The organism is Acidovorax sp. BoFeN1 (genome assembly GCF_003345135.1).
Taxonomy (GTDB): Bacteria; Pseudomonadota; Gammaproteobacteria; order Burkholderiales; family Burkholderiaceae_C; genus Acidovorax; species Acidovorax defluvii.
On the sequence record NZ_QOZT01000079.1, the window covers coordinates 1 to 17,728 of the forward strand.

At 66.3% G+C, this 17,728-nt stretch carries 14 protein-coding genes, 1 other RNA gene and 1 riboswitch; of the genes, 11 read left to right on the forward strand and 4 right to left on the reverse strand.

What is annotated here, in order from left to right:
- Nucleotides 1-163: 163 nt before the first annotated feature.
- Together DTW89_RS15300 and DTW89_RS15305 are read left to right on the forward strand one after the other, a co-directional pair.
- Nucleotides 164-1,435 (forward strand): HD-GYP domain-containing protein, encoded by a 1,272-nt coding sequence (locus tag DTW89_RS15300; RefSeq protein ID WP_114656562.1) that lies wholly within the window; start codon nt 164-166, stop codon nt 1,433-1,435.
- The gene (locus DTW89_RS15305) at nt 1,432-3,873 is read left to right on the forward strand and encodes a sensor domain-containing protein (protein WP_114656563.1); all 2,442 of its coding nucleotides are present in this window, start codon (nt 1,432-1,434) and stop codon (nt 3,871-3,873) included. The genes DTW89_RS15300 and DTW89_RS15305 overlap by 4 nt, the downstream gene beginning before the upstream one ends.
- 85 nt (nt 3,874-3,958) lie before the next feature.
- Here the strand turns inward: DTW89_RS15305 and DTW89_RS15310 are convergent, their stop codons facing one another.
- From DTW89_RS15310 to DTW89_RS15325, 4 genes are all read right to left on the reverse strand, one after another.
- Complete coding sequence (locus tag DTW89_RS15310) at nt 3,959-4,774, reverse strand: sulfite exporter TauE/SafE family protein (RefSeq protein WP_114656572.1); 816 nt, start codon at nt 4,772-4,774, stop codon at nt 3,959-3,961.
- Between the two features lie 74 nt (nt 4,775-4,848).
- Nucleotides 4,849-5,028: non-coding RNA, 6S RNA (ssrS, locus tag DTW89_RS15315), on the reverse strand.
- A gap of 70 nt (nt 5,029-5,098) precedes the next feature.
- A complete protein-coding gene (locus tag DTW89_RS15320; protein ID WP_111866898.1) occupies nt 5,099-5,458 on the reverse strand; it encodes a cell division protein ZapA in 360 nt (119 codons plus the stop codon).
- Entirely contained in the window at nt 5,455-5,676 is a 222-nt protein-coding gene (locus DTW89_RS15325) for a hypothetical protein (RefSeq protein ID WP_024815424.1), read from the reverse strand. Before DTW89_RS15325 ends, DTW89_RS15320 begins: the two co-directional genes overlap by 4 nt.
- 36 nt (nt 5,677-5,712) lie before the next feature.
- A riboswitch (cobalamin riboswitch) is annotated at nt 5,713-5,949 on the forward strand.
- Nucleotides 5,950-6,030: 81 nt separating this feature from the next.
- On the opposite strand from DTW89_RS15325, the gene DTW89_RS15330 reads away from it, so the two are divergent.
- The 9 genes from DTW89_RS15330 to cobN all read left to right on the forward strand — a co-directional run.
- Nucleotides 6,031-7,941, forward strand: coding sequence for a TonB-dependent receptor domain-containing protein (locus DTW89_RS15330; protein ID WP_114656564.1), 1,911 nt, complete (start codon nt 6,031-6,033; stop codon nt 7,939-7,941).
- 112 nt (nt 7,942-8,053) lie between these two features.
- Nucleotides 8,054-9,439 carry a cobyrinate a,c-diamide synthase gene (locus tag DTW89_RS15335; RefSeq protein ID WP_114656565.1) on the forward strand — a complete coding sequence of 462 codons (1,386 nt, stop codon included), beginning with the start codon at nt 8,054-8,056 and terminating at the stop codon, nt 9,437-9,439.
- Nucleotides 9,436-10,041: a bifunctional adenosylcobinamide kinase/adenosylcobinamide-phosphate guanylyltransferase gene (locus DTW89_RS15340; RefSeq protein ID WP_114656566.1), complete on the forward strand. Its 606-nt coding sequence runs from the start codon at nt 9,436-9,438 to the stop codon at nt 10,039-10,041. Before DTW89_RS15335 ends, DTW89_RS15340 begins: the two co-directional genes overlap by 4 nt.
- On the forward strand, nt 10,038-11,069 hold the full coding sequence (locus DTW89_RS15345; protein ID WP_236637165.1) for an ABC transporter substrate-binding protein: 1,032 nt from the start codon (nt 10,038-10,040) through the stop codon (nt 11,067-11,069). The genes DTW89_RS15340 and DTW89_RS15345 overlap by 4 nt, the downstream gene beginning before the upstream one ends.
- Complete coding sequence (locus DTW89_RS15350; protein ID WP_114656567.1) at nt 11,066-12,091, forward strand: FecCD family ABC transporter permease; 1,026 nt, start codon at nt 11,066-11,068, stop codon at nt 12,089-12,091. Before DTW89_RS15345 ends, DTW89_RS15350 begins: the two co-directional genes overlap by 4 nt.
- A complete protein-coding gene (locus tag DTW89_RS15355) occupies nt 12,088-12,906 on the forward strand; it encodes an ABC transporter ATP-binding protein (RefSeq protein ID WP_114656568.1) in 819 nt (272 codons plus the stop codon). Before DTW89_RS15350 ends, DTW89_RS15355 begins: the two co-directional genes overlap by 4 nt.
- A complete protein-coding gene (locus DTW89_RS15360; RefSeq protein WP_114656569.1) occupies nt 12,903-13,370 on the forward strand; it encodes a hypothetical protein in 468 nt (155 codons plus the stop codon). Before DTW89_RS15355 ends, DTW89_RS15360 begins: the two co-directional genes overlap by 4 nt.
- Nucleotides 13,367-13,753: a DUF2149 domain-containing protein gene (locus DTW89_RS15365; protein ID WP_114656570.1), complete on the forward strand. Its 387-nt coding sequence runs from the start codon at nt 13,367-13,369 to the stop codon at nt 13,751-13,753. Before DTW89_RS15360 ends, DTW89_RS15365 begins: the two co-directional genes overlap by 4 nt.
- On the forward strand, nt 13,750-17,728 hold a 3,979-nt coding region (gene cobN / locus DTW89_RS15370), incomplete at its 3' end, for a cobaltochelatase subunit CobN (protein ID WP_114656571.1). The genes DTW89_RS15365 and cobN, both read left to right, overlap by 4 nt.

Sequence of the window (17,728 nt, forward strand, 5' to 3'; positions counted from 1 at the left end):
CTACTGGTGGGGGTTGCGGGTTGGGCCCTGTGGATGGATCTGATCTACAAACCCTCCTTGTGGTGCCGTTAGCTGCACGGCAACCGTGTTGGAGTTGGTGACCGGGTGATAATTGCAGTAACTATTGGTGGAATTCATCTCACCATGTATCATTTTATGTGCTGTGAATTCTTCCCTCCTCATTGACATCAGTCAGCTTCGCATCGGCATGTACGTTCAGTTGGACGTGGGCTGGTTGCACCATCCTTTCCCAGTGAGCCGCTTTCGCATCGTTTCGGCGAGCCAGATTGCCACGCTCAGGGAGCTTGGCCTTTCCGAAGTTCGTTACTATCCCCATAAAAGTGATCCCGCACTGGACGCGGTCGTGGCCAAGGTGCCTGATGTGGACGACCCGGAATTGGCAGCAGACCCGGTTGTCCCGGCTGTAATTGCAGATTCCATCGCCGCCCAGAATCGCGCCCACTTGCAGCGTCAGAACCAGCTATTGGCCGCATGCAACCAGCGTTTCGAGGACGCGACACGGCAGTATCAGGCCGTAGAGCGTGCAGTTGGCGCGCAGCGAGACCTGGCTCGCCATCACAGCGAAGCGCTGGTGGCGGACTGCCTGAAGGAATTGCTGCAGAACGGGGACGTAGTGATCCGTCTCCTGTCAGAAGGCGTGGGCGAGAGCAGCGCGCTGCACCCCGTCAATGTCATGGTGGTCAGCCTCTTGCTGGGCAAGGCTTTGGGCATGAAAACCCCGGAAATGCACCAGCTCGGGATGGCTGCGTTGCTGCACGATCTGGGCAAGCTCAACGCACCAGCTGACGCCGGGCTAACTCCGGCCGCGCGAGAGCGTTATGAGGCGCATGTGGGGCATTCAGTCGCTTTTGCCCAGCAAATGGGACTGTCAGATGCTGTTCTGACCGCAATAGCCCAGCACCATGAAATGGCAGACGGTAGCGGATTCCCCCTGCGTCTCGTGGGCGAAGACATGGGGCGCTCTGGCCAGATTCTGGCCTTGGTCAATCACTACGACCGCATGTGTAACCCTGTTGGAAGTGTCGACGTCCCGACGCCCCATGAAGCCCTCTCGGTCATCTTTGCCCAGCTCAAAGCGCGCTTTGATCCGGTAGTGCTGGGTGCTTTCATCCGCATGATGGGGGTATATCCGCCGGGATCCGTGGTTCAGCTGGTAAATGACCGCTACGCCATCGTGGTGTCGGTGAACTCTTCCAGGCCGCTGCGCCCAAAAGTGATTGTTCATGACACCCGTGTTCCCAAGGACGAGGCGCCGGTGCTGGACCTGGAGGCGATGCCCGAGCTAGGTATACGACGCAGCCTGAAGCCGGCCCAGTTGCCTCGCGATGCGCTCGATTACCTGTCGCCCCGCAAACGAATGTGCTATTTCTTTGAACGCGCGGTGGACCCAGGTCCAGACGAGGCGCAAGCGTGAGTTTTCTTCCGCTGCATGCATGGCTGGATGGACTGCTGGAAGCCGTGTGGCTTGTGGAAGAAAAGAGTCTTTGCATCCTTCACGCGAACAAGGCAGCGGAGCAGTTGGCCGGAATGCCCGGCAGCGACATGGCGGGCAAGCCCGTAACAAGCCTGGCGACGACTCCCCAGGACCATGCCTTCTGGGCCGAGCCCAAGGCCACCCTTGCAGCTGGCATTCACTCTCACACCAGCATGTTGCGAGCAGATGGTGTGCTGGTGCCTGTGGATCGACGCGTCACATGGGTGAACCCGGGCGATGGGCACGCTGTTCTCATGCTCACCATGCTGGACCGCAGTGCCCAGAACGCTACCGAGCAGGAGCTGGAAACCTTGCTCTCCGAATTGCGCGCCACCCTCGACTCCGCTGCCGACGGCATGCTGGTGTGCGGGCTTGACGGGCGCGTGCGTGCCTTTAACCAGCGGCTGGCGCAAATCTGGAATATTCCGCGGGCGCTATTGCTGCAGCGCAATGACGCTGCGGTGCACGAGCATCTCTCATCCATGGTGGTGGATGTAGAGGACTATCAGGCGCGCCTTGCCGCCATTGAATGTGAGCCGCTGCTGGAGCGCACCGACATCCTGGAGTTGCACGGCGGCATGACGGTGGAGCGCCGCGTTGTGCCCCAGCTTCACAAGGGACGACCCGTGGGACGTGTGTATTCCTTTCGGGACATCACCCGCCAGACCGAGGTGCAGGCTAGCCTGCGTCTGGCGGCACGGGTTTTTGATTCCAGCCTGGACGCCATCTTCATTGCAGATAGCCAGCACCAGCTCATGCGCATGAATCCGGGCTGCGAGCGTTTGGTGGGGCCTTGCTCTGCAGCGTTTGAGGGATGCCTGGCGGCGTCCTTGTTTGGTAGTGGTTCGGACGCATCCTTAATGGAACAGGTGCTGGCCGGATGGGATCGTGAAGGCTTCTGGGAGGGCGAGCTCTGGTTGCCACGCGACAACGGTGCCTACTGCGCCGTGCATCTTTCATGGGTTGCGCTGCGCGATGATGAAGGCCGGGTTGTACAAAGCATTGGCTTCATGCGCGACCTGACGTTGCAGCACGCGGCCCAGAAACGCATCGAGGAGCTTGCATACAGCGATGTCCTGACGGGTCTGCCCAATCGGCTGCTGCTCTCGCAGCGGGTGCACACCGCGACTCAGGGGGGGCGCGCCAGCGACACCGGATTTGCCATCCTTTTCCTGGACCTGGACCGGTTCAAGATCATCAACGACTCGCTGGGCCATCCTTTTGGTGATCGGGTATTGCAGCTGGTTGCAGAGCGGCTGCAGGCCTGCCTGCGGCAAACGGATATGTTGTGCCGCCTCGGCGGCGATGAGTTTGTGATTTATTTACATGGCGCCGACGCCGTGGTGGCGGAAAGCGTGGCGGTCCGAATACTCGATGACATGCGCAAGCCGTTCTTGCTGGATGGCATGGGTTTCTCCATACAGTGCAGCATTGGCATAGCGCTGTATCCGCAAGACGGGGCTACGCTGGACGACCTCATCAAGCAGGCAGACACCGCCATGTACCGTGTCAAAGAGAGAGGGCGTGGCAACTACGGTTTTTACCAGCCACAGATGAACGCCAACCTGCTCTCGCGCATGAAGCTTGAGCACGCCATGCGTCAGGCGCTGGGCGAGCAGCGCCTGTCTGTGCATTATCAGCCGCAGGTGAACCTCATTACCGGCAGGATCATCGGGGCAGAGGCGCTGATCCGATGGACGGACCCTGAGTTTGGTGCCGTATCACCCGCACAGTTTGTGCCGTTGGCTGAGGAGTCCGGCTATATCGTGACGCTGGGGGCATGGGTGATGGAGCAGGCTGTGCGCGAAGCTGCGCAATGGATGCGGGATGGCATGCCCATTATGGTGTCCGTCAACGTTTCTGCGCTGGAGTTTCGCCAGGCAGATTTCGTGGAACGTCTGACGCGTCTGCTGGCAGTGCACCAGTTGCCACCGACCTTGCTCGAACTGGAGCTGACCGAAACCATCTTGCTGCAGGATGCGCACGAAATGGAGCTGCGCTTGGGAGCCCTGTCAGAACTTGGTGTGAGCCTCGCCATCGACGACTTTGGGACGGGCTACTCCAGCCTTGCTTATCTGAAGAAGCTGCCCATCCACAAGCTCAAAATCGACCAGTCGTTCGTGCGGGGCCTGCCCGAAGACGATGGGGACCGTGCCATTGTCAGTGCCATCATCAGCATGGGGCGCGCACTGCATATCGAAGTGGTGGCAGAGGGTGTGGAAACATCTGCCCAACGCGCCGTGCTGCAACAGATGCAGTGTGGCCATTTTCAGGGATACCTGTGTTCGCCTGGCCTGCCTTCGGCCGAGTTCCGGCAACTGCTGGGCAAGTCCACCCTCGGGCTGGCGCAGTTTGCGCCAGAGATGCCTGACACCTAGACTGGGCGAATCGCTCGCTCCCGCAGCGCAAGAGCACGGGGAGGGCGCTCAGCATGTGGCCTTACCGTATCGCAGGGGGTTTCCCTCAGAACGCGGACACGCCCTTCCAGAGCATGTAGGCCGCCAGCACGAACAGCAAACTGGCAAACACACGTTTGAGCTGTTTCACGGGCAGTTGGTGCGCGGCGCGGGCGCCCAAGGGCGCTGTCATGACGCTGCAGGTGGCGATGACTGCCAGAGCCGGTAGCCAGATATAGCCGAGCGAGGCTGCGGGCAGGCCGTCCACGGATTGACCGCCCACCGCATAACCCACCACATTCGCCAAGGCAATCGGAAAGCCCAGTGCGGCACTGGTGGCGACGGCATTGTGAATGGCCACGTTGCACCAGGTCATGAAGGGCACGCTGACAAAACCACCACCGGCACCCACCAGGCCGGACAGGAAACCAATCAGCCCCCCGGCCGCCAATTGACCGCCGGGTCCCGGCATCTGTCGGGACGGCGCCGGTTTTTTGTCCAGAAACATCTGAAATGCGGAGAAGCTCACAAAAAGCCCGAAGAAGATCGCCAGAAATGCACCCTTGAGCAGCGAAAAAACGCCCAGGCTCGCCACCAGTCCGCCGATAACGATGCCCGGCGCCAGCCGCTTCACTATGTCCCAGCGCACCGCACCCCGCTTGTGGTGTGCGCGCACGCTGGAAATCGAGGTGAACATGATGGTGGCCATGGAGGTGGCAATGGCCATCTTGACGGCGAGATCGGGGGCTACTTGCTGGTGGCCCAGGATGTAGGTCAGGAAGGGCACCAGCAGCATGCCACCACCAATGCCGAGCAGGCCCGCCAGAAAACCTGTGCCCAGACCGAGGATTCCGAGTTCAACAATCAGAAGGGGGTCGAGCATCATGCAAAGGATTCCGGGGGTACTGAAGGCGCGACGTCTGCGCAGAGCGTTGCTGCACTGACGGGGGCAAAAAGAGGGTGTCTGCAAGTGCCACCGGACCGGCATCCTGAACCGGGGGTTCAGGTGGGCGAGGGCAGCCAGGCGTTGGGTTCATCTGACGCGAGATGATCACGCTCACCGGGCGATGTACCAAGCCCGTGCTCAATGAGCATTGGTTCAAGGAAATATAAAGCCCGGCAGCACCGCAGACACCTCCATTGTAGGCGCTGGATGCATGCCCTGCAGGCGCTGCCGTTGTAAACAGTGGCTGCAGGTGCGATTTGCTCAGAGCAGTCGCCCGTCTTCCCCCAAGGCGTCATCCAGGCGACGCACAAGCGCCTGCAGCTGCTGATCATCGGTGCTCGCGTCGGAAGGCTGGCTTGTTGACCCGATGGTGTGGGCGTGACCGGCTGGTTGTGCACGCTCGGCCGCCAGGTCAGCGGCTTCGCGGTCGGCAATGTCAAACGCCAGATTCAGCGCCGCCAGCACGGCAATGCGTTCGCGCGACCGCACCTTGCCGGCATCGCGGATGCGCGTCATGGCGGTGTCTACACGCTCCACCGCTTCCAGCAACCTTGACTCGTGCCCTTCGGGGCAGGACAGCAGGTAGCTTTGCTGCAGGATCTGCACCTCGATTTGTTTCATTCGGCGTCCTTGGGGGAGGGGGCGGTGGGCAGGCGTTCCAGCAGGGCATCCACCCGGGCGCGGGCGGCGCTCAAGCGTGATCTGAGGGAGTCGCGCTCTTGCGTGAGGCTAGCCACCTGGCTTGCCAGCAGGGCGTTGGTGCGCTGGAGTTCCGCGTGGCGCAAGAGCAGCCGCTCAACGCGTTCGGCGATCTGGTCGGTGGTGGAAGGAGCGTCCATACTGCCAACGATTGTAGAGGGGTGCACCTGGAATGCCCTTAAAATCGCGCCGTTGGTGCTCGCGGTGTGGTTCACATACCGCAGTTCAACGGGAAGCAGGGAGGTTCCGCCAAACATGGTGGGCCCAGCCTGCGCTGCCCCCGCAACGGTCAGCGGACGAATCATCCGATTCCCTCTCCATTCACACGCCACTGGGTGCCTTGAACAAGCGCCTGGGAAGGCATTGGAGGGTGCTCCGCCAGCCCGGATACCGGCCAACACGGTGGTTTCGCGCGCCTTTCAGGGCAAACGAAGCCTTGTCACCCACATGCTGGCGGGGAAGCCGGCTCGGGTTGTTTGTTGACGATGATTCCTATGAAAAACCGTACCCCTCGTGCGCGCCATGTGCGCCATATTGCGCCGCTGTGCCTGCGCCCCTGCGTGCTGGCTGTCCTGTCGCTGGTGTCTGCCCAGGTGGTGGCGCAAGCGCAGCCATGGGCAGCGCCCGTGCTGCTGGCGCAAAACGCACGCATGCCGTCGTTGCAAGACACCGTGGTGACCGCCACGCGCACCGAGCAGCCCCTGGCCGATCTGGTGGCCGACGTGTCCATCGTGGACCGCGAAACCATCGAAGGCAGCGGTGCCACGGGCCTGGCCGATGTGCTGGCACGCCTGCCGGGTATCGAGATTTCACGCAACGGTGGCGTGGGCAACGCCAGCAGCGTTTTTCTGCGGGGCGCCGAATCGCGCTTCACGGCGGTCTATATCGATGGCGTGCGCATTGACTCGCAGTCCACCGGTGGTGCGCAGTGGGAGCAGATTCCGCTGTCGCAGATCGATCGCATCGAGGTGTTGCGCGGTCCGGCCGCTGCGGTCTATGGATCGGACGCCATTGGTGGCGTGATCCAGCTATTCACCCGTCGGGGCGAAGGCCCTGCAAGGCCCTATGTGGGCATGGGCATTGGCAGCCAGGGCACCCGCAAAATCGAGGCCGGGGTCAGCGGCGCGGCCGGGCAGGATGGCGCGTTCGATTATTCGCTGGGCATTGCGCGCGAAATCAGCGACGGGTTTGATGCCAAGGTCAGCGGCTCACACAACCCTGACCGCGACGGCTACCAAAGCACCTCGGGTAACGCCCGGCTGGGATTTCGCATCAATGCCCGGCACCGTCTGGACGCGACGCTGCTGGCCAGCCGAATGAATGCGGGCTACGACAATACCTCTTACAGCGTGTCCAGGCCCGTGGATGACCGCAGCCTGAACCGCCTGCGTACGGCAGGCCTCAGCTGGGCTGCGCAATGGTCGGACGTGTACAGCACGCGCGTGTCGGTGACCGATTCGGTCAACCGCTACGAAACCACGCCATCGCCTTACCTCACCGAGACAAAGCTGCGCGGCTACCTCTGGCAGAACGATTTCCGCTGGGGTGCCCACCGCTTCAGTGCCGCCCTGGAGCGCCGCGAAGACGATTTGCAAAACAGTCCCATCGACAGCAGCCGCTCGCAGGATGCCCTGGCACTGGGCTATGGCCTGAACACGGGACGCCACACCGTACAGCTCAATGTTCGCCACGATTCCGACAGCGAATTCGGTGGCAAGGACACGGGCAGTGCGTCTTATGGCTACGCGTTTGCTTCACACTGGCGCGCAACGGCCTCGGTGGGCACTGCTTTTCGGGCACCTACCCTGTACCACCGGTTCAGCGAATACGGCGTGGCCACGCTGCAGCCCGAGACCAGCCGCAACGCCGAACTGGGCCTGCGGTATGCACAAGACCGCAGCAGCTTCTCGGTGGTGGCTTACCGCAACCGGGTCTCGAACCTGATCTCGTTCGCGGGTGCAGGCACCTGTGCATCTGCCTTCGGTTGCTATGCCAACACGGCCCGCGCGCAGTACGAGGGTGTAACGTTTGCCGGGTCTTACCACCTGTCGGGTGTGCAGCTTCACGGCTCGCTCGACCTGCAAAACCCACGCAACCTGGACACGGGCAAGCAGCTGGCGCGCCGGGCCAAGCGCCATGCCACCCTGGGTGCCGACACGCGCATTGCCGACTGGACCCTGGGCGCCGAGGTGCAGGCCTCGGGTCGCCGGTTTGACAATGCTGCCAACACCAATGTGCTGGGGGGCTATGCGCTGTTCAACCTGTATGCAAGCACCCGCATTGCCCGTGATTACACGCTGCTGGCCCGCATCGATAACCTGGCCGACAAGGACTACCAGTTGGCCCGCACCTACGCCACACCTGGCCGTACGCTCTATGTCGGCGTGAAGTGGGCGCCGCAGTGAACATAGCCCCCAAGCTCTCTCACTTCGTGTGGTCGCTGCCCCCCGAGGGGGCGCAGCCTTGCTTGGGGCGGCCCGGCGCGGCGGCTCAGTCTCTGGTCGGTACGCGCTCAGCATGACTCCACCTTCATCGGCCCGCTGCCCGGCGCTGCTGGTCGCCGCACCCGCGTCCGGCCAGGGCAAGACCACCGTTACGGCGGCCCTTGCGCGGCTGCATGCGCGCAGGGGACTTCAGGTGCGGGTGTTCAAGTGCGGGCCCGACTTTCTGGACCCGCACTGGCACCAGCTTGCCAGCGGGGCCCCGGTGCACCAGCTCGACCTGTGGATGACGGGCGAAGCCGACTGCGCCCGGCGCCTGCATGCGGCGGCGCAAGAGGCCGACCTCATCCTCATCGAAGGCGTCATGGGCCTGTTCGATGGCGATCCGAGTGCGGCCGATCTGGCCCAGCGCTTCGATGTGCCGGTGCTGGCGGTGGTGGACGCGTCGGCCATGGCTGGCACGTTTGGTGCACTGGCGTTTGGCTTGCAGCACTACCGCCCGGGTTTGCCTTGGGCGGGCGTGCTGGCCAACCGCGTGGGCAGCGCACGCCATGCCGACATGCTGCAGGCTGGCTTGCGCGAGCCCCAGGATTGGCTGGGCGCCCTGATGCCGGTGACCTTGAAAGCTGATGTGGGCGTTGACGTGGGCGCTGCCCGTGCTGCCGGGGCCTTGCTGCCCGAGCGGCACCTGGGCCTGGTGGCGGCGCACGAGCTGCTGGACAGCCAGCAGCGCCTGGATGCTGCTGCCGATGCGCTGGCGGCCACGCCGCTGGGGCAGATGACGGCCCAGGATCTGCAGCGCTGGGCGGTGGATTTCCCCGCGCCCGCGCAGACAGAGGCTGTGCCTGCCTTGCTTGTGGGCCGCACGGTGGCCGTAGCGCGCGATGCCGCGTTCTGCTTCATCTACGCCGCCAACGTGCAGTGCCTCACGCAGATGGGCGCGCGCGTGGTGTTTTTTTCACCCCTGCACGACGCGGCGCTGCCCCAGTGCGACGCCGTGTGGCTGCCCGGTGGCTACCCCGAGCTGCACGCCGCGCAGATTGCCGCCAACACCGGCATGCAGGCCAGCCTGCGTGCACATGTGGGCGCAGGCAAGCCGCTCTGGGCCGAGTGCGGCGGCATGATGGCGCTGATGGAATCCATCACGTTGCCCGATGGCAGCACGGACCCGCTGTGGGGGCTGCTACCCGGCAGCGTGACCATGCAAAAGCGCCTGGCGGCGCTGGGGCCGCAGCAGCTGGCCGTGGCGGGGTACACGCTGCGTGGCCACACGTTTCACTATTCGACCTGCGACAGCAGCGCCACCGTGGTGGCCCGCACTGCGCGGCCGGGTGAAGTGGCCGCGCCGGATTCTGGCGAGGCGCTGTACGAGCAGGGCAGCATCCACGCCAGCTACTTTCACGCGTGGTTTCCCTCCAGCCCCGAGGCTGTGGCCCACCTGATGGGCGGAGCGCCCCTATGACCACGCTGCACGCAGCCATCACCACCGAGTTCATTCTGGGCGGTCAGAAAAGCGGCAAATCACGCCGTGCCGAATTGCTGGCGCGCGACTGGCTGGCGCAGGCGGGCGACCACCGCGCGGTGCTGATTGCCACGGCAGAAGCCTGGGACGACGAAATGCGCCAGCGCATTGCACGCCACCAGCGCGACCGCGCCCTGCGCGTGCCTGGCCTGCGCACCATCGAAGAGCCACGAGATCTGGCCGCCGCCGTTGCGCGGCACAGCGCTGCCCACACGCTGGTGGTGGTGGACTGCCTCACGCTGTGGCTCACCCACTGGACAATGCCTTTCGGTGTGGAAACTATGAATATTGAGCAAAAACAGGCTCTAGCCCATATATGGCAAGCGCAAGCAGCTATGTTTTTGGAAGCGATCAGGCAGTCCCCCGGGCCCGTGGTTCTGGTGGGCAACGAAATCGGTCTGGGCGTCATCCCGATGGGACGCGAAGTGCGTGCCTTTGTCGATGCCCTGGGCACACTCAACCAGCAAGTGGCGCAGTTGTGCCCGCGCGTCACCCTCATGGCGGCCGGGCTGCCTTTGATTTTGAAAGAACCCCGCCCATGAAACCAACCCCCGTGCGCCGCATCCTGTGGGTGATCGCCATCCTTGTCGCGTTGGGCCTGCTCATGGCCGGCCTGGCGCGTGCGCAGACGGTGCATATCAAGGACGACCGGGGCCGTGAGCTCTCACTGCCCCGGCCCCCTCAGCGCATCGTGAGCCTGCTGCCCTCATTGACCGAAAGCGTGTGCGAGCTGGAGCAATGCCACCGGCTGGTGGGTGTAGACCGCTATTCCAACTGGCCCGACGCTGTGGTGGGCAAGCTGCCTAAAGTGGGCGGCGGGCTGGACCCGAGCATTGAGGCCATCGTGGCCCTCAAGCCCGATGTGGTGTTGATGTCTGTCAGCTCGCGCGCCAGCGACCGGCTGGAGGCGCTGGGCATCACGGTAGTGGCCCTGGAGCCCAAGACCCACGCCGATGTGCGCCGCGTGCTCGGCACCGTCAGCGACCTGCTGGGCGTGCCCCGCGCGCAAGGCTCCGACCGCCTCTGGCGCGTGATCGATGCGGGTGTGCAGGCGGCGGCGCAGTCGCTGCCACCCAGGGCCAAAAATGCGCGCGTGTACTTCGAGGTGAGCCGCGGGCCTTATGCGGCGGGCGAGGCATCTTTCATCGGCGAATCGCTCACCCGGCTGGGGGTGCGCAATGTGGTGCCCGCATCGCTCGGGCCTTTTCCCCGTCTGAACCCCGAGTTCGTGGTGCGCGCCAACCCCGACATCATCATGATCGGCAACCGCAGCATGCAGGCCATGGTGCCGTACCCCGGCTGGGCCAGCATGCGTGCGATCCAGGGCAACCGGCTGTGCGTGTTCGGCCCCGGCGACTCCGACGTGGTGGTGCGCCCCGGCCCGCGCATGGCCGAGGCGGCCCGCATCATGGCGCGCTGCCTGGTGGAGAAAGCTCCCCCTGAGTCGCCTGCGGCGCCTTCCCCCTCAGGGGGACGCACCCAGTGGCCTGGCAAAGCCAGTTCCACGGGTGCACTGGCCTCGGCCGTGCCTGTCGCAGCCGCTGCCAACATTGGAAATAGCGACAAGTGAATTCGTCCACCAATTACGTCGGGCAAAGCCGCCGTGCCGCATGGTGTGCCGCTTGGCTGTTGCTCGCCAGCGCCGTGCTGGCCCTGTGTGGCGCCAGCGTGGGCAGTACGGGTTTTGACAGCGTGCTGCGCATGCATGGCGACCCCGTGGCCTGGCAGATCGTGTGGGACATCCGCCTGCCGCGCACGCTGGGTGCGTGGCTGGCGGGCGCGCTGCTGGGCCTGTCGGGCGCGGTGGCGCAGGGGTTGTTTCGCAACCCGCTGGCCGACCCGTACCTGCTGGGCAGTGCCTCGGGCGCGGCACTGGGCGGGGCGGTGGCCATGGCGCTGTTTGGCGTGTCACCGGTGGCGGCGCAGTGGCTGGCGCGCATTGGCATCACGGGCATGGCTTTTCTGGGCGCGGCGGGGGCGGTGGTGCTGACGCTGATCTTGGCGCAGGGCGTGCAGCACACACTGCGGCTGCTGCTGGCGGGGGTGATCGTGGGCGTGGTGCTGGGCGCGCTGCGCGACCTGGTGGAGCTGGCCTCGCCCGACATCCTGCAGGCCATGCAGGCCTTCATTCTGGGCAGCACCGCCTTTGTGGGCTGGATGGCCTGCCTGCTCATGGCCGTGGCCTGGGGGTTGTGCTCGGTGGTCGCCTGGATGCTGGCGCGCGCGCTCGACGGCCTCACGCTGGGCGAGGCCACGGCCGCCAGCCTGGGCTTGCCGCTGATGCCCATGCGTGCGGGCCTGGTGGCCGCCATGGCATTGGCCACGGGCACTGCGGTGGCGCAGACGGGGCTCATCGCCTTTGTGGGCCTGGCTGCGCCGCACCTGGTGCGCTCCATCGTGCGCGTAACGCACGAGCGGCACATCGTGCTCTCCAGCCTGATGGGGGCTGTGCTGCTGCTGGCGGCCGACATCCTGGCGCGCTGGCTGCTGGCGCCGCAGGAGCTGCCGGTGGGTGTGCTCACGGCGGCGCTGGGCGGCACTTACCTGCTGTGGCTCATGCACCGGCGCACGTCGCAAGGTGGGGCACTATGAATTCAGTAGCTATCAGCGCTTGCCAGATAAGCGCTAGCATCGGAAATCGCTTGATATTGCAGGGCATTGACCTGCAACTGCCTGCCGGGCGCTGGACGAGCATCGTCGGCCCCAATGGCGCGGGCAAGTCCACCCTGCTCAGGGTGTTGGCGGGCCTGCTGCCGCGCGCTGCGGTGCGGGGCGATGTGCAGCTGCTGGGCCGCCCGCTGGCGCAGATCCCCGCGCGCGAACGTGCCCGGCAGCTTGCCTGGCTGGGCCAGAACGAAGGCTCGGCCGACGACCTCACCAGCTACGACGTGGCCATGCTGGGCCGCCTGCCGCACCAGGCCTGGCTGGCCCCGCCGGGGGCCGCTGACCACGCGGCGGTGGAGCAGGCGCTGCGCACCACCCAAGCCTGGGACTGGCGCCACCGCCCGCTGTCGCAACTGTCGGGCGGCGAGCGCCAGCGCGTGCTGCTGGCCCGGGCTCTCGCGGTGCAGGCGCAGGTGCTGCTGATGGACGAGCCGCTCGCCAACCTCGACCCACCGCACCAGACCGATTGGCTGCACACCATGCGTGCGCTGGTCGATGCGGGCGGCACGGTGGTCAGCGTGCTGCACGAGGTCTCGCTGGCGCTGCAGGCCGACGACATGGTGGTGATGGCGGATGGCCGTGTGCTGCACCAGGGCGCCTGCGATGCGCCCGCCACCCACGCCGCGCTGGAGAGCGTGTTTGACCACCGCATCCATGTGCGGCATCTGGATGGCATGTGGATGGCCCTGCCATCCCTGCAACGCAAGAACAACAACCAAGGAATCAAGGGAGTGGAAGCATGAACATCGAATCGGGTTTTTCTCAGGTCGCACAGTCATTGTTGTGGCCCGTGCTGGTGCTGGTGGGGCTCGCGTTTGTCTACGCGCTGTGGTCGGGCGGAGCGACGCTGATGGAGGCTTGGCAGCGCTGGCGCCAGCCGCAGTACCGCTCGCTGCACGTGGCCCCTGGCTTGTCGATGGAAGAACTGGAGCTGCAGCTGGTGCGCCAGGTAGAGCCTGTGCGCCTGCTCAGCCGTCTGTCGCCCATGCTGGGGCTGATCGCCACGATGATCCCGCTCGGCCCTGCGCTGCAGAGCGTGGCGGCGGGCAACGGTCAGCAGGCGCTCGCTGTGTTCAGCGGCGCGTTTGCGGGCGTGGTGTTGGCGCTGGCCGCCGCGTCAGTGGGCCTGGTGGTGTACTCGGTGCGCCGCCGCTGGCTGCTGGCCGAGCTGCTGGTGGTGCGCAAGGAGCGCGGGGTGGCCGCATGAGCTTGCGTCACCTCAACGTCCTGGCTGAGGACGACGACGACCCGATGCTGTCGGCCGTGAACCTGGTGGACGTGTTCCTGGTGCTGGTGGTGGCGCTGCTCACGGCCGTGGCCGTACAGACCCAGACCAGCGCCAACGAAAGCGTCACCATCATCCGCAACCCCGGACAGCCCGACATGGAAGTGGTGGTGCGCGAGCAGGGCAAGGAAGTGCGCTTCAAAGGCGCTGGCAGCGCAGCGCAAGGGCAGGGCGTGCGCGCGGGCGTGGCCTACAAGCTGGAAGACGGCAATATCGTCTACATCCCTGAAACGGGCGCTGCTCCTGTCGGCGATTCGGCCGGTGGCGCGGGTGGAGCCGCCGCGCTGGCACCCGCCAAGCCATGAAGGCGCTGATCCTGCGTGCGGCACTGTGGTGCCTGCTGCTGGCTGCGCCGCTGGTGCATGCCGTCCAGGCTGAGAAGACCCAGGCAGCGGGTGGCGCCGATAAAACAGCGCCCGTGCTGCTGTGGCTCACCTCCGACATCACCACAGCCACCCGCACGGCCATGGTGCAGCGACTGGCCACCGAGGCGGGCCTGGGTTTTGCGCACATCGACTACCCGCTCGCTGGGCCGGCGGTGCTCGACGCAGCACAGGCCCAGAAACTGGAGCGCGCGCTCGCGGGCGCTGCGCTGGTGTGGGTGGATGCACCGCACGCCAGCGTCGAGGCACGCCTGCGCCGCATGGCCGGGGCGCAGCTCGATGCCCGTGCCACACGTTCCCCCGGCCGCGTGGTCTGGGTGCCTGCGGGCTCCCCCGCCGCTGACCTGACCGCGCTCGATGCGCCCGCCCGCATGGTGGCCTACCTGCAGGCCGGTGGCCCGCGCAACCTGAAGAGCGCCATCGCCCTGGCGCGTGCCACCGTGGTGGGTGTTGCCATGCCCGTTTTGCCCGCGCCCGAGATCCTGCCGACCCGAGGCATCTACCACCCCGACGCGCCCCGCCTGCTGCCCAATGCCGCCGCGCTGGAGGAATGGCGCCAGAGCCAGCCCGCGCTGCGGAGCCTGCCCGCGGTGGCCGTGCTGGTGCACCGTCACCATTTCGTGGATGGCAGCACCGAATGGCTCGATGCCTGGCTGCGCACCTTCCGCCAGCAAGGCCTGTTCGCCTACGCGGCCTTTGGCCAGCAGGTCACGGCGCAGACGCTGGCCGAGGTGCTGGAGTTGCCCGCTGAAGGAGGCTCTGGCCCCGGTCGGCTGCATGCCTCCGCCCTGGTGCTGCACCAGCTGGTGCCCCAGGCCGCTGCGCTGCAGCCGCTGCTGGCCCGCTGGGGCGCGCCCCTGCTGGGCACGCAGCCTTACCGCGCGGGCGATGCCGCTGCCTGGGAGGCAAGCGCAACGGGGTTGTCGCTGTCCGACGTGCCGTTCTATCTGGCGCAGCCTGAGGCTGCCGGTGCCATCGATCCGGTCTTGGTCACGGCCCACGGCGCCGAGGGCCGTGACTTTCGCCTCATCGAACGCCAGGCCCAGGCCGTGGCGGCCAAGGCGCGGCGCTTGATCGCGCTGCAGACCAAACCGGCAGCCGACAAGCGCCTGGTGGCCATGGTCTACAACTACCCGCCGGGCGGCACCAACTTTGGCGCATCGTTCCTCAACGTGCCGCGCAGCCTGGAGCAGGTGTCCGGCGGCCTGGCGCAGGCGGGCTACCGCACGCAGCAGGTGCCCGAGCAGGGCTGGATCGATGGGCTCAAGCCGCTGCTGGCCGCCTATTACCCCGGCGCCGACGTGCGCAAATTGTTGGAGTCAGGCCAGGCCGCCGCGCTGCCGCTGGTGCGCTATGAGCAGCACCTGGCCACTTTTCCAAAGGCCGTGCGCGAGCGCATGAACGCGCACTGGGGCGCACCCGAAAAGAGCCGCTACGTGGTCGAGTGGCAGGGCGAAAAGGTATTCGCCATCCCGCGCCTGCAGGTGGGCCATCTGGCCGTGCTGCCCCAGCCCCCGCGCGAAGAAACCCTGCGCCTGGGGCAGAACCCGTTCATGCACAAAAGCAAGGCGCCGCTGTCGCACCACTACCTGGCCGTGTACCTGTGGGCGCAGCGGGAGGCCGATGCGCTCATCCACTTCGGCACCCACGGCACGCAGGAATGGGCTGGTGGCAAGGCGCGTGCTCTGGATGTGCACGACGACGCGCTGCTGCCGCTGGGTGACCTGCCCGTGGTCTATCCCTACATCGTGGACAACCTGGGTGAGGCCCTCACGGCCAAGCGCCGGGGCCGCGCCGTGCTGGTGAGCCACCGCACGCCCGTGTTCGCCCCGGCGGGCTTCGAGGCACGCATGGCCCACATGCACGAGGTGATGCACGAATGGGAAACCGTGGACGAAGGCCCCACACGCCGCGCGCTCGAAAAGCAGCTGGTAGCGCAGTTTGTGGAGCACCAGCTGCACCGCGACCTGGGCTGGAGTGCCGAGCGCATTGCGGCCGACTTCAGTGGCTTTCTCGAAATCCTGCACCCCTACCTGGACCAGCTCGCGCAAAGCTCGCAGCCCAAGGGCCTGGCCGTGTTCGGCCGCGTGCCCGCGCCCGAGCAGCGGCGCGAAACCATCCTGCAGGCGCTGCGCAAACCGCTGATCGAGGCGCTGGGCGAAGACATCGACGAGGCCTTTTTGATCAAGCACGATGCGGTGTTGGCTGCGCGTCCCGCGCGTTGGCTGGAGGTGGCTTTGAAGGACGCCGAGGCCGCCAGCGTGCTGGACCTGCGCCCCGCGCTGCCCGACACGCAGCCCGCGCAGGACGGCTTGGTGCGCGCCGAAGACTACGTGCCCAACCGCGCTGCCCGCAAGCCCATCGACACGCCCGCGCTGCTGCAACTGGCCCAGCGCGCGCAAGAGCTGGAGCGCCTGCTGGCCACCGAGGGCGAGATGCCCGGTCTGCTGGCCGCGCTGGAGGGCCGCTACCTGCCCGCCGCCTACGGGGGCGACCCCATCCGCAACCCTGACAGCCTGCCCACGGGCCGCAACCTCACGGGGCTGGACCCGAGCCGTTTGCCCACGCGCCAGGCCTATGCCGTGGCGCAGACGCTGTTCAACGACTGGTTCAAGGACTACCAGGCGCGCCACGGTGGCCAGGCGCCAGAGCGCATGGCGCTGTCGCTGTGGGCGGGCGAAACGCTGCGCCACCAGGGCATCATGGAAGCCCAGGCCCTCGTGGCGCTGGGCATGCGCCCGGTGTGGGACGACTCGGGCCGCCCGGTGCGTGTGGAGACCATCGCCGCTGACGAGCTGAAACGTCCGCGCGTCGATGTGCTCATGAGCATCACCGGCTCGTACCGCGACCAGTTCCCCGCGCTGATGGCGCTGCTCGACCGCGCGGTGGCCCAGGCCGCCACGGCCGAGCCCGGCAACGTGATTGCGCGCAACACCGAGCAGATCGGCCAGGAACTGCGCAAACAAGGCGTGCCCCGCGCACAGGCCGAGCAGCTGGCGCGCGTGCGCTCGTTCGGCAATGCGGTGGGCGACTACGGCACCGGCCTGTCGGACGCGGTGCAGAGCGATGGCCTGCAAACCAACGATGCGCGCCTGGGCCAGATGTTCCTGCAGCGCATGAGCCAGCCGTATCTGGAGGGCGAGCCCGTGACGGGCGTGGCGGGCGGAACGGCGGCGAAGGCGCTGGGCGCCATGGCATTGGCGGCTCATTTGCGCCGCACCGACGCCGCCATCCTGTCGCGCAGCTCTCACCTGTATGCCATGGTCAGCTCGGACGACCCGTTCCAGTACCTGGGCGGCCTGTCGGCGGCCGCCCGCGTGGCCGGGCGAGCGCAGGGGCTGGAGCTTCATGTGGCCCAGTTGCAGGACGCGGGCGAGCCCACCACCGAGACCGCGCAGCGCGCCATTGCGCTGGAGATGCAGTCGCGCTACCTGCACCCGGGCTGGCTGCAGGCGCAGAAGGCCGAGGGCTATTCGGGCACGCTGCAGGTGCTCAAGGCCGTGCAGTTCGCCTGGGGCTGGCAGGCCGTGGCGCCCGACACGGTGCGCAGCGACCACTGGCAAAGCTTCTACGACGTGCTGGTGCGCGACAAGCACCAGCTGGGCCTGCCCGAATGGCTCAAGGAACACCCGCAGGCCTATGCGCAGTCGCTGGAGCGCCTGGTGCAGGCCCAGCACCAGGGCTACTGGCAGACCGATGCCGACACGCAAAAGCAGCTCGCACAGCTGTACCAGGAACTCACGCGCGCCGCCCCGCTGGCGGCCGAACTGCCCAGCGTGCGCCGCTGGGTGGAGCAGGCCGCGCAGGGCGCCGCGCCCGCGTCCACCGGCCTGGCCGTGGCCACGCCGCAATCGCCACCGGCGGGGCTGCCCGCGCCGCCCCCCCAGGCCGCCGTGC

Coding starts and splice junctions, on each gene's coding strand:
- DTW89_RS15310 (WP_114656572.1), bottom strand. CDS start 4,774: ATGCTCGACCCCCTTCTGATTGTTGAACTCGGAATCCTCGGTCTGGGC.
- DTW89_RS15320 (WP_111866898.1), bottom strand. CDS start 5,458: ATGAAACAAATCGAGGTGCAGATCCTGCAGCAAAGCTACCTGCTGTCC.
- DTW89_RS15325 (WP_024815424.1), bottom strand. CDS start 5,676: ATGGACGCTCCTTCCACCACCGACCAGATCGCCGAACGCGTTGAGCGG.
- DTW89_RS15330 (WP_114656564.1), top strand. CDS start 6,031: ATGAAAAACCGTACCCCTCGTGCGCGCCATGTGCGCCATATTGCGCCG.
- DTW89_RS15335 (WP_114656565.1), top strand. CDS start 8,054: ATGACTCCACCTTCATCGGCCCGCTGCCCGGCGCTGCTGGTCGCCGCA.
- DTW89_RS15340 (WP_114656566.1), top strand. CDS start 9,436: ATGACCACGCTGCACGCAGCCATCACCACCGAGTTCATTCTGGGCGGT.
- DTW89_RS15345 (WP_236637165.1), top strand. CDS start 10,038: ATGAAACCAACCCCCGTGCGCCGCATCCTGTGGGTGATCGCCATCCTT.
- DTW89_RS15355 (WP_114656568.1), top strand. CDS start 12,088: ATGAATTCAGTAGCTATCAGCGCTTGCCAGATAAGCGCTAGCATCGGA.
- DTW89_RS15360 (WP_114656569.1), top strand. CDS start 12,903: ATGAACATCGAATCGGGTTTTTCTCAGGTCGCACAGTCATTGTTGTGG.
- DTW89_RS15365 (WP_114656570.1), top strand. CDS start 13,367: ATGAGCTTGCGTCACCTCAACGTCCTGGCTGAGGACGACGACGACCCG.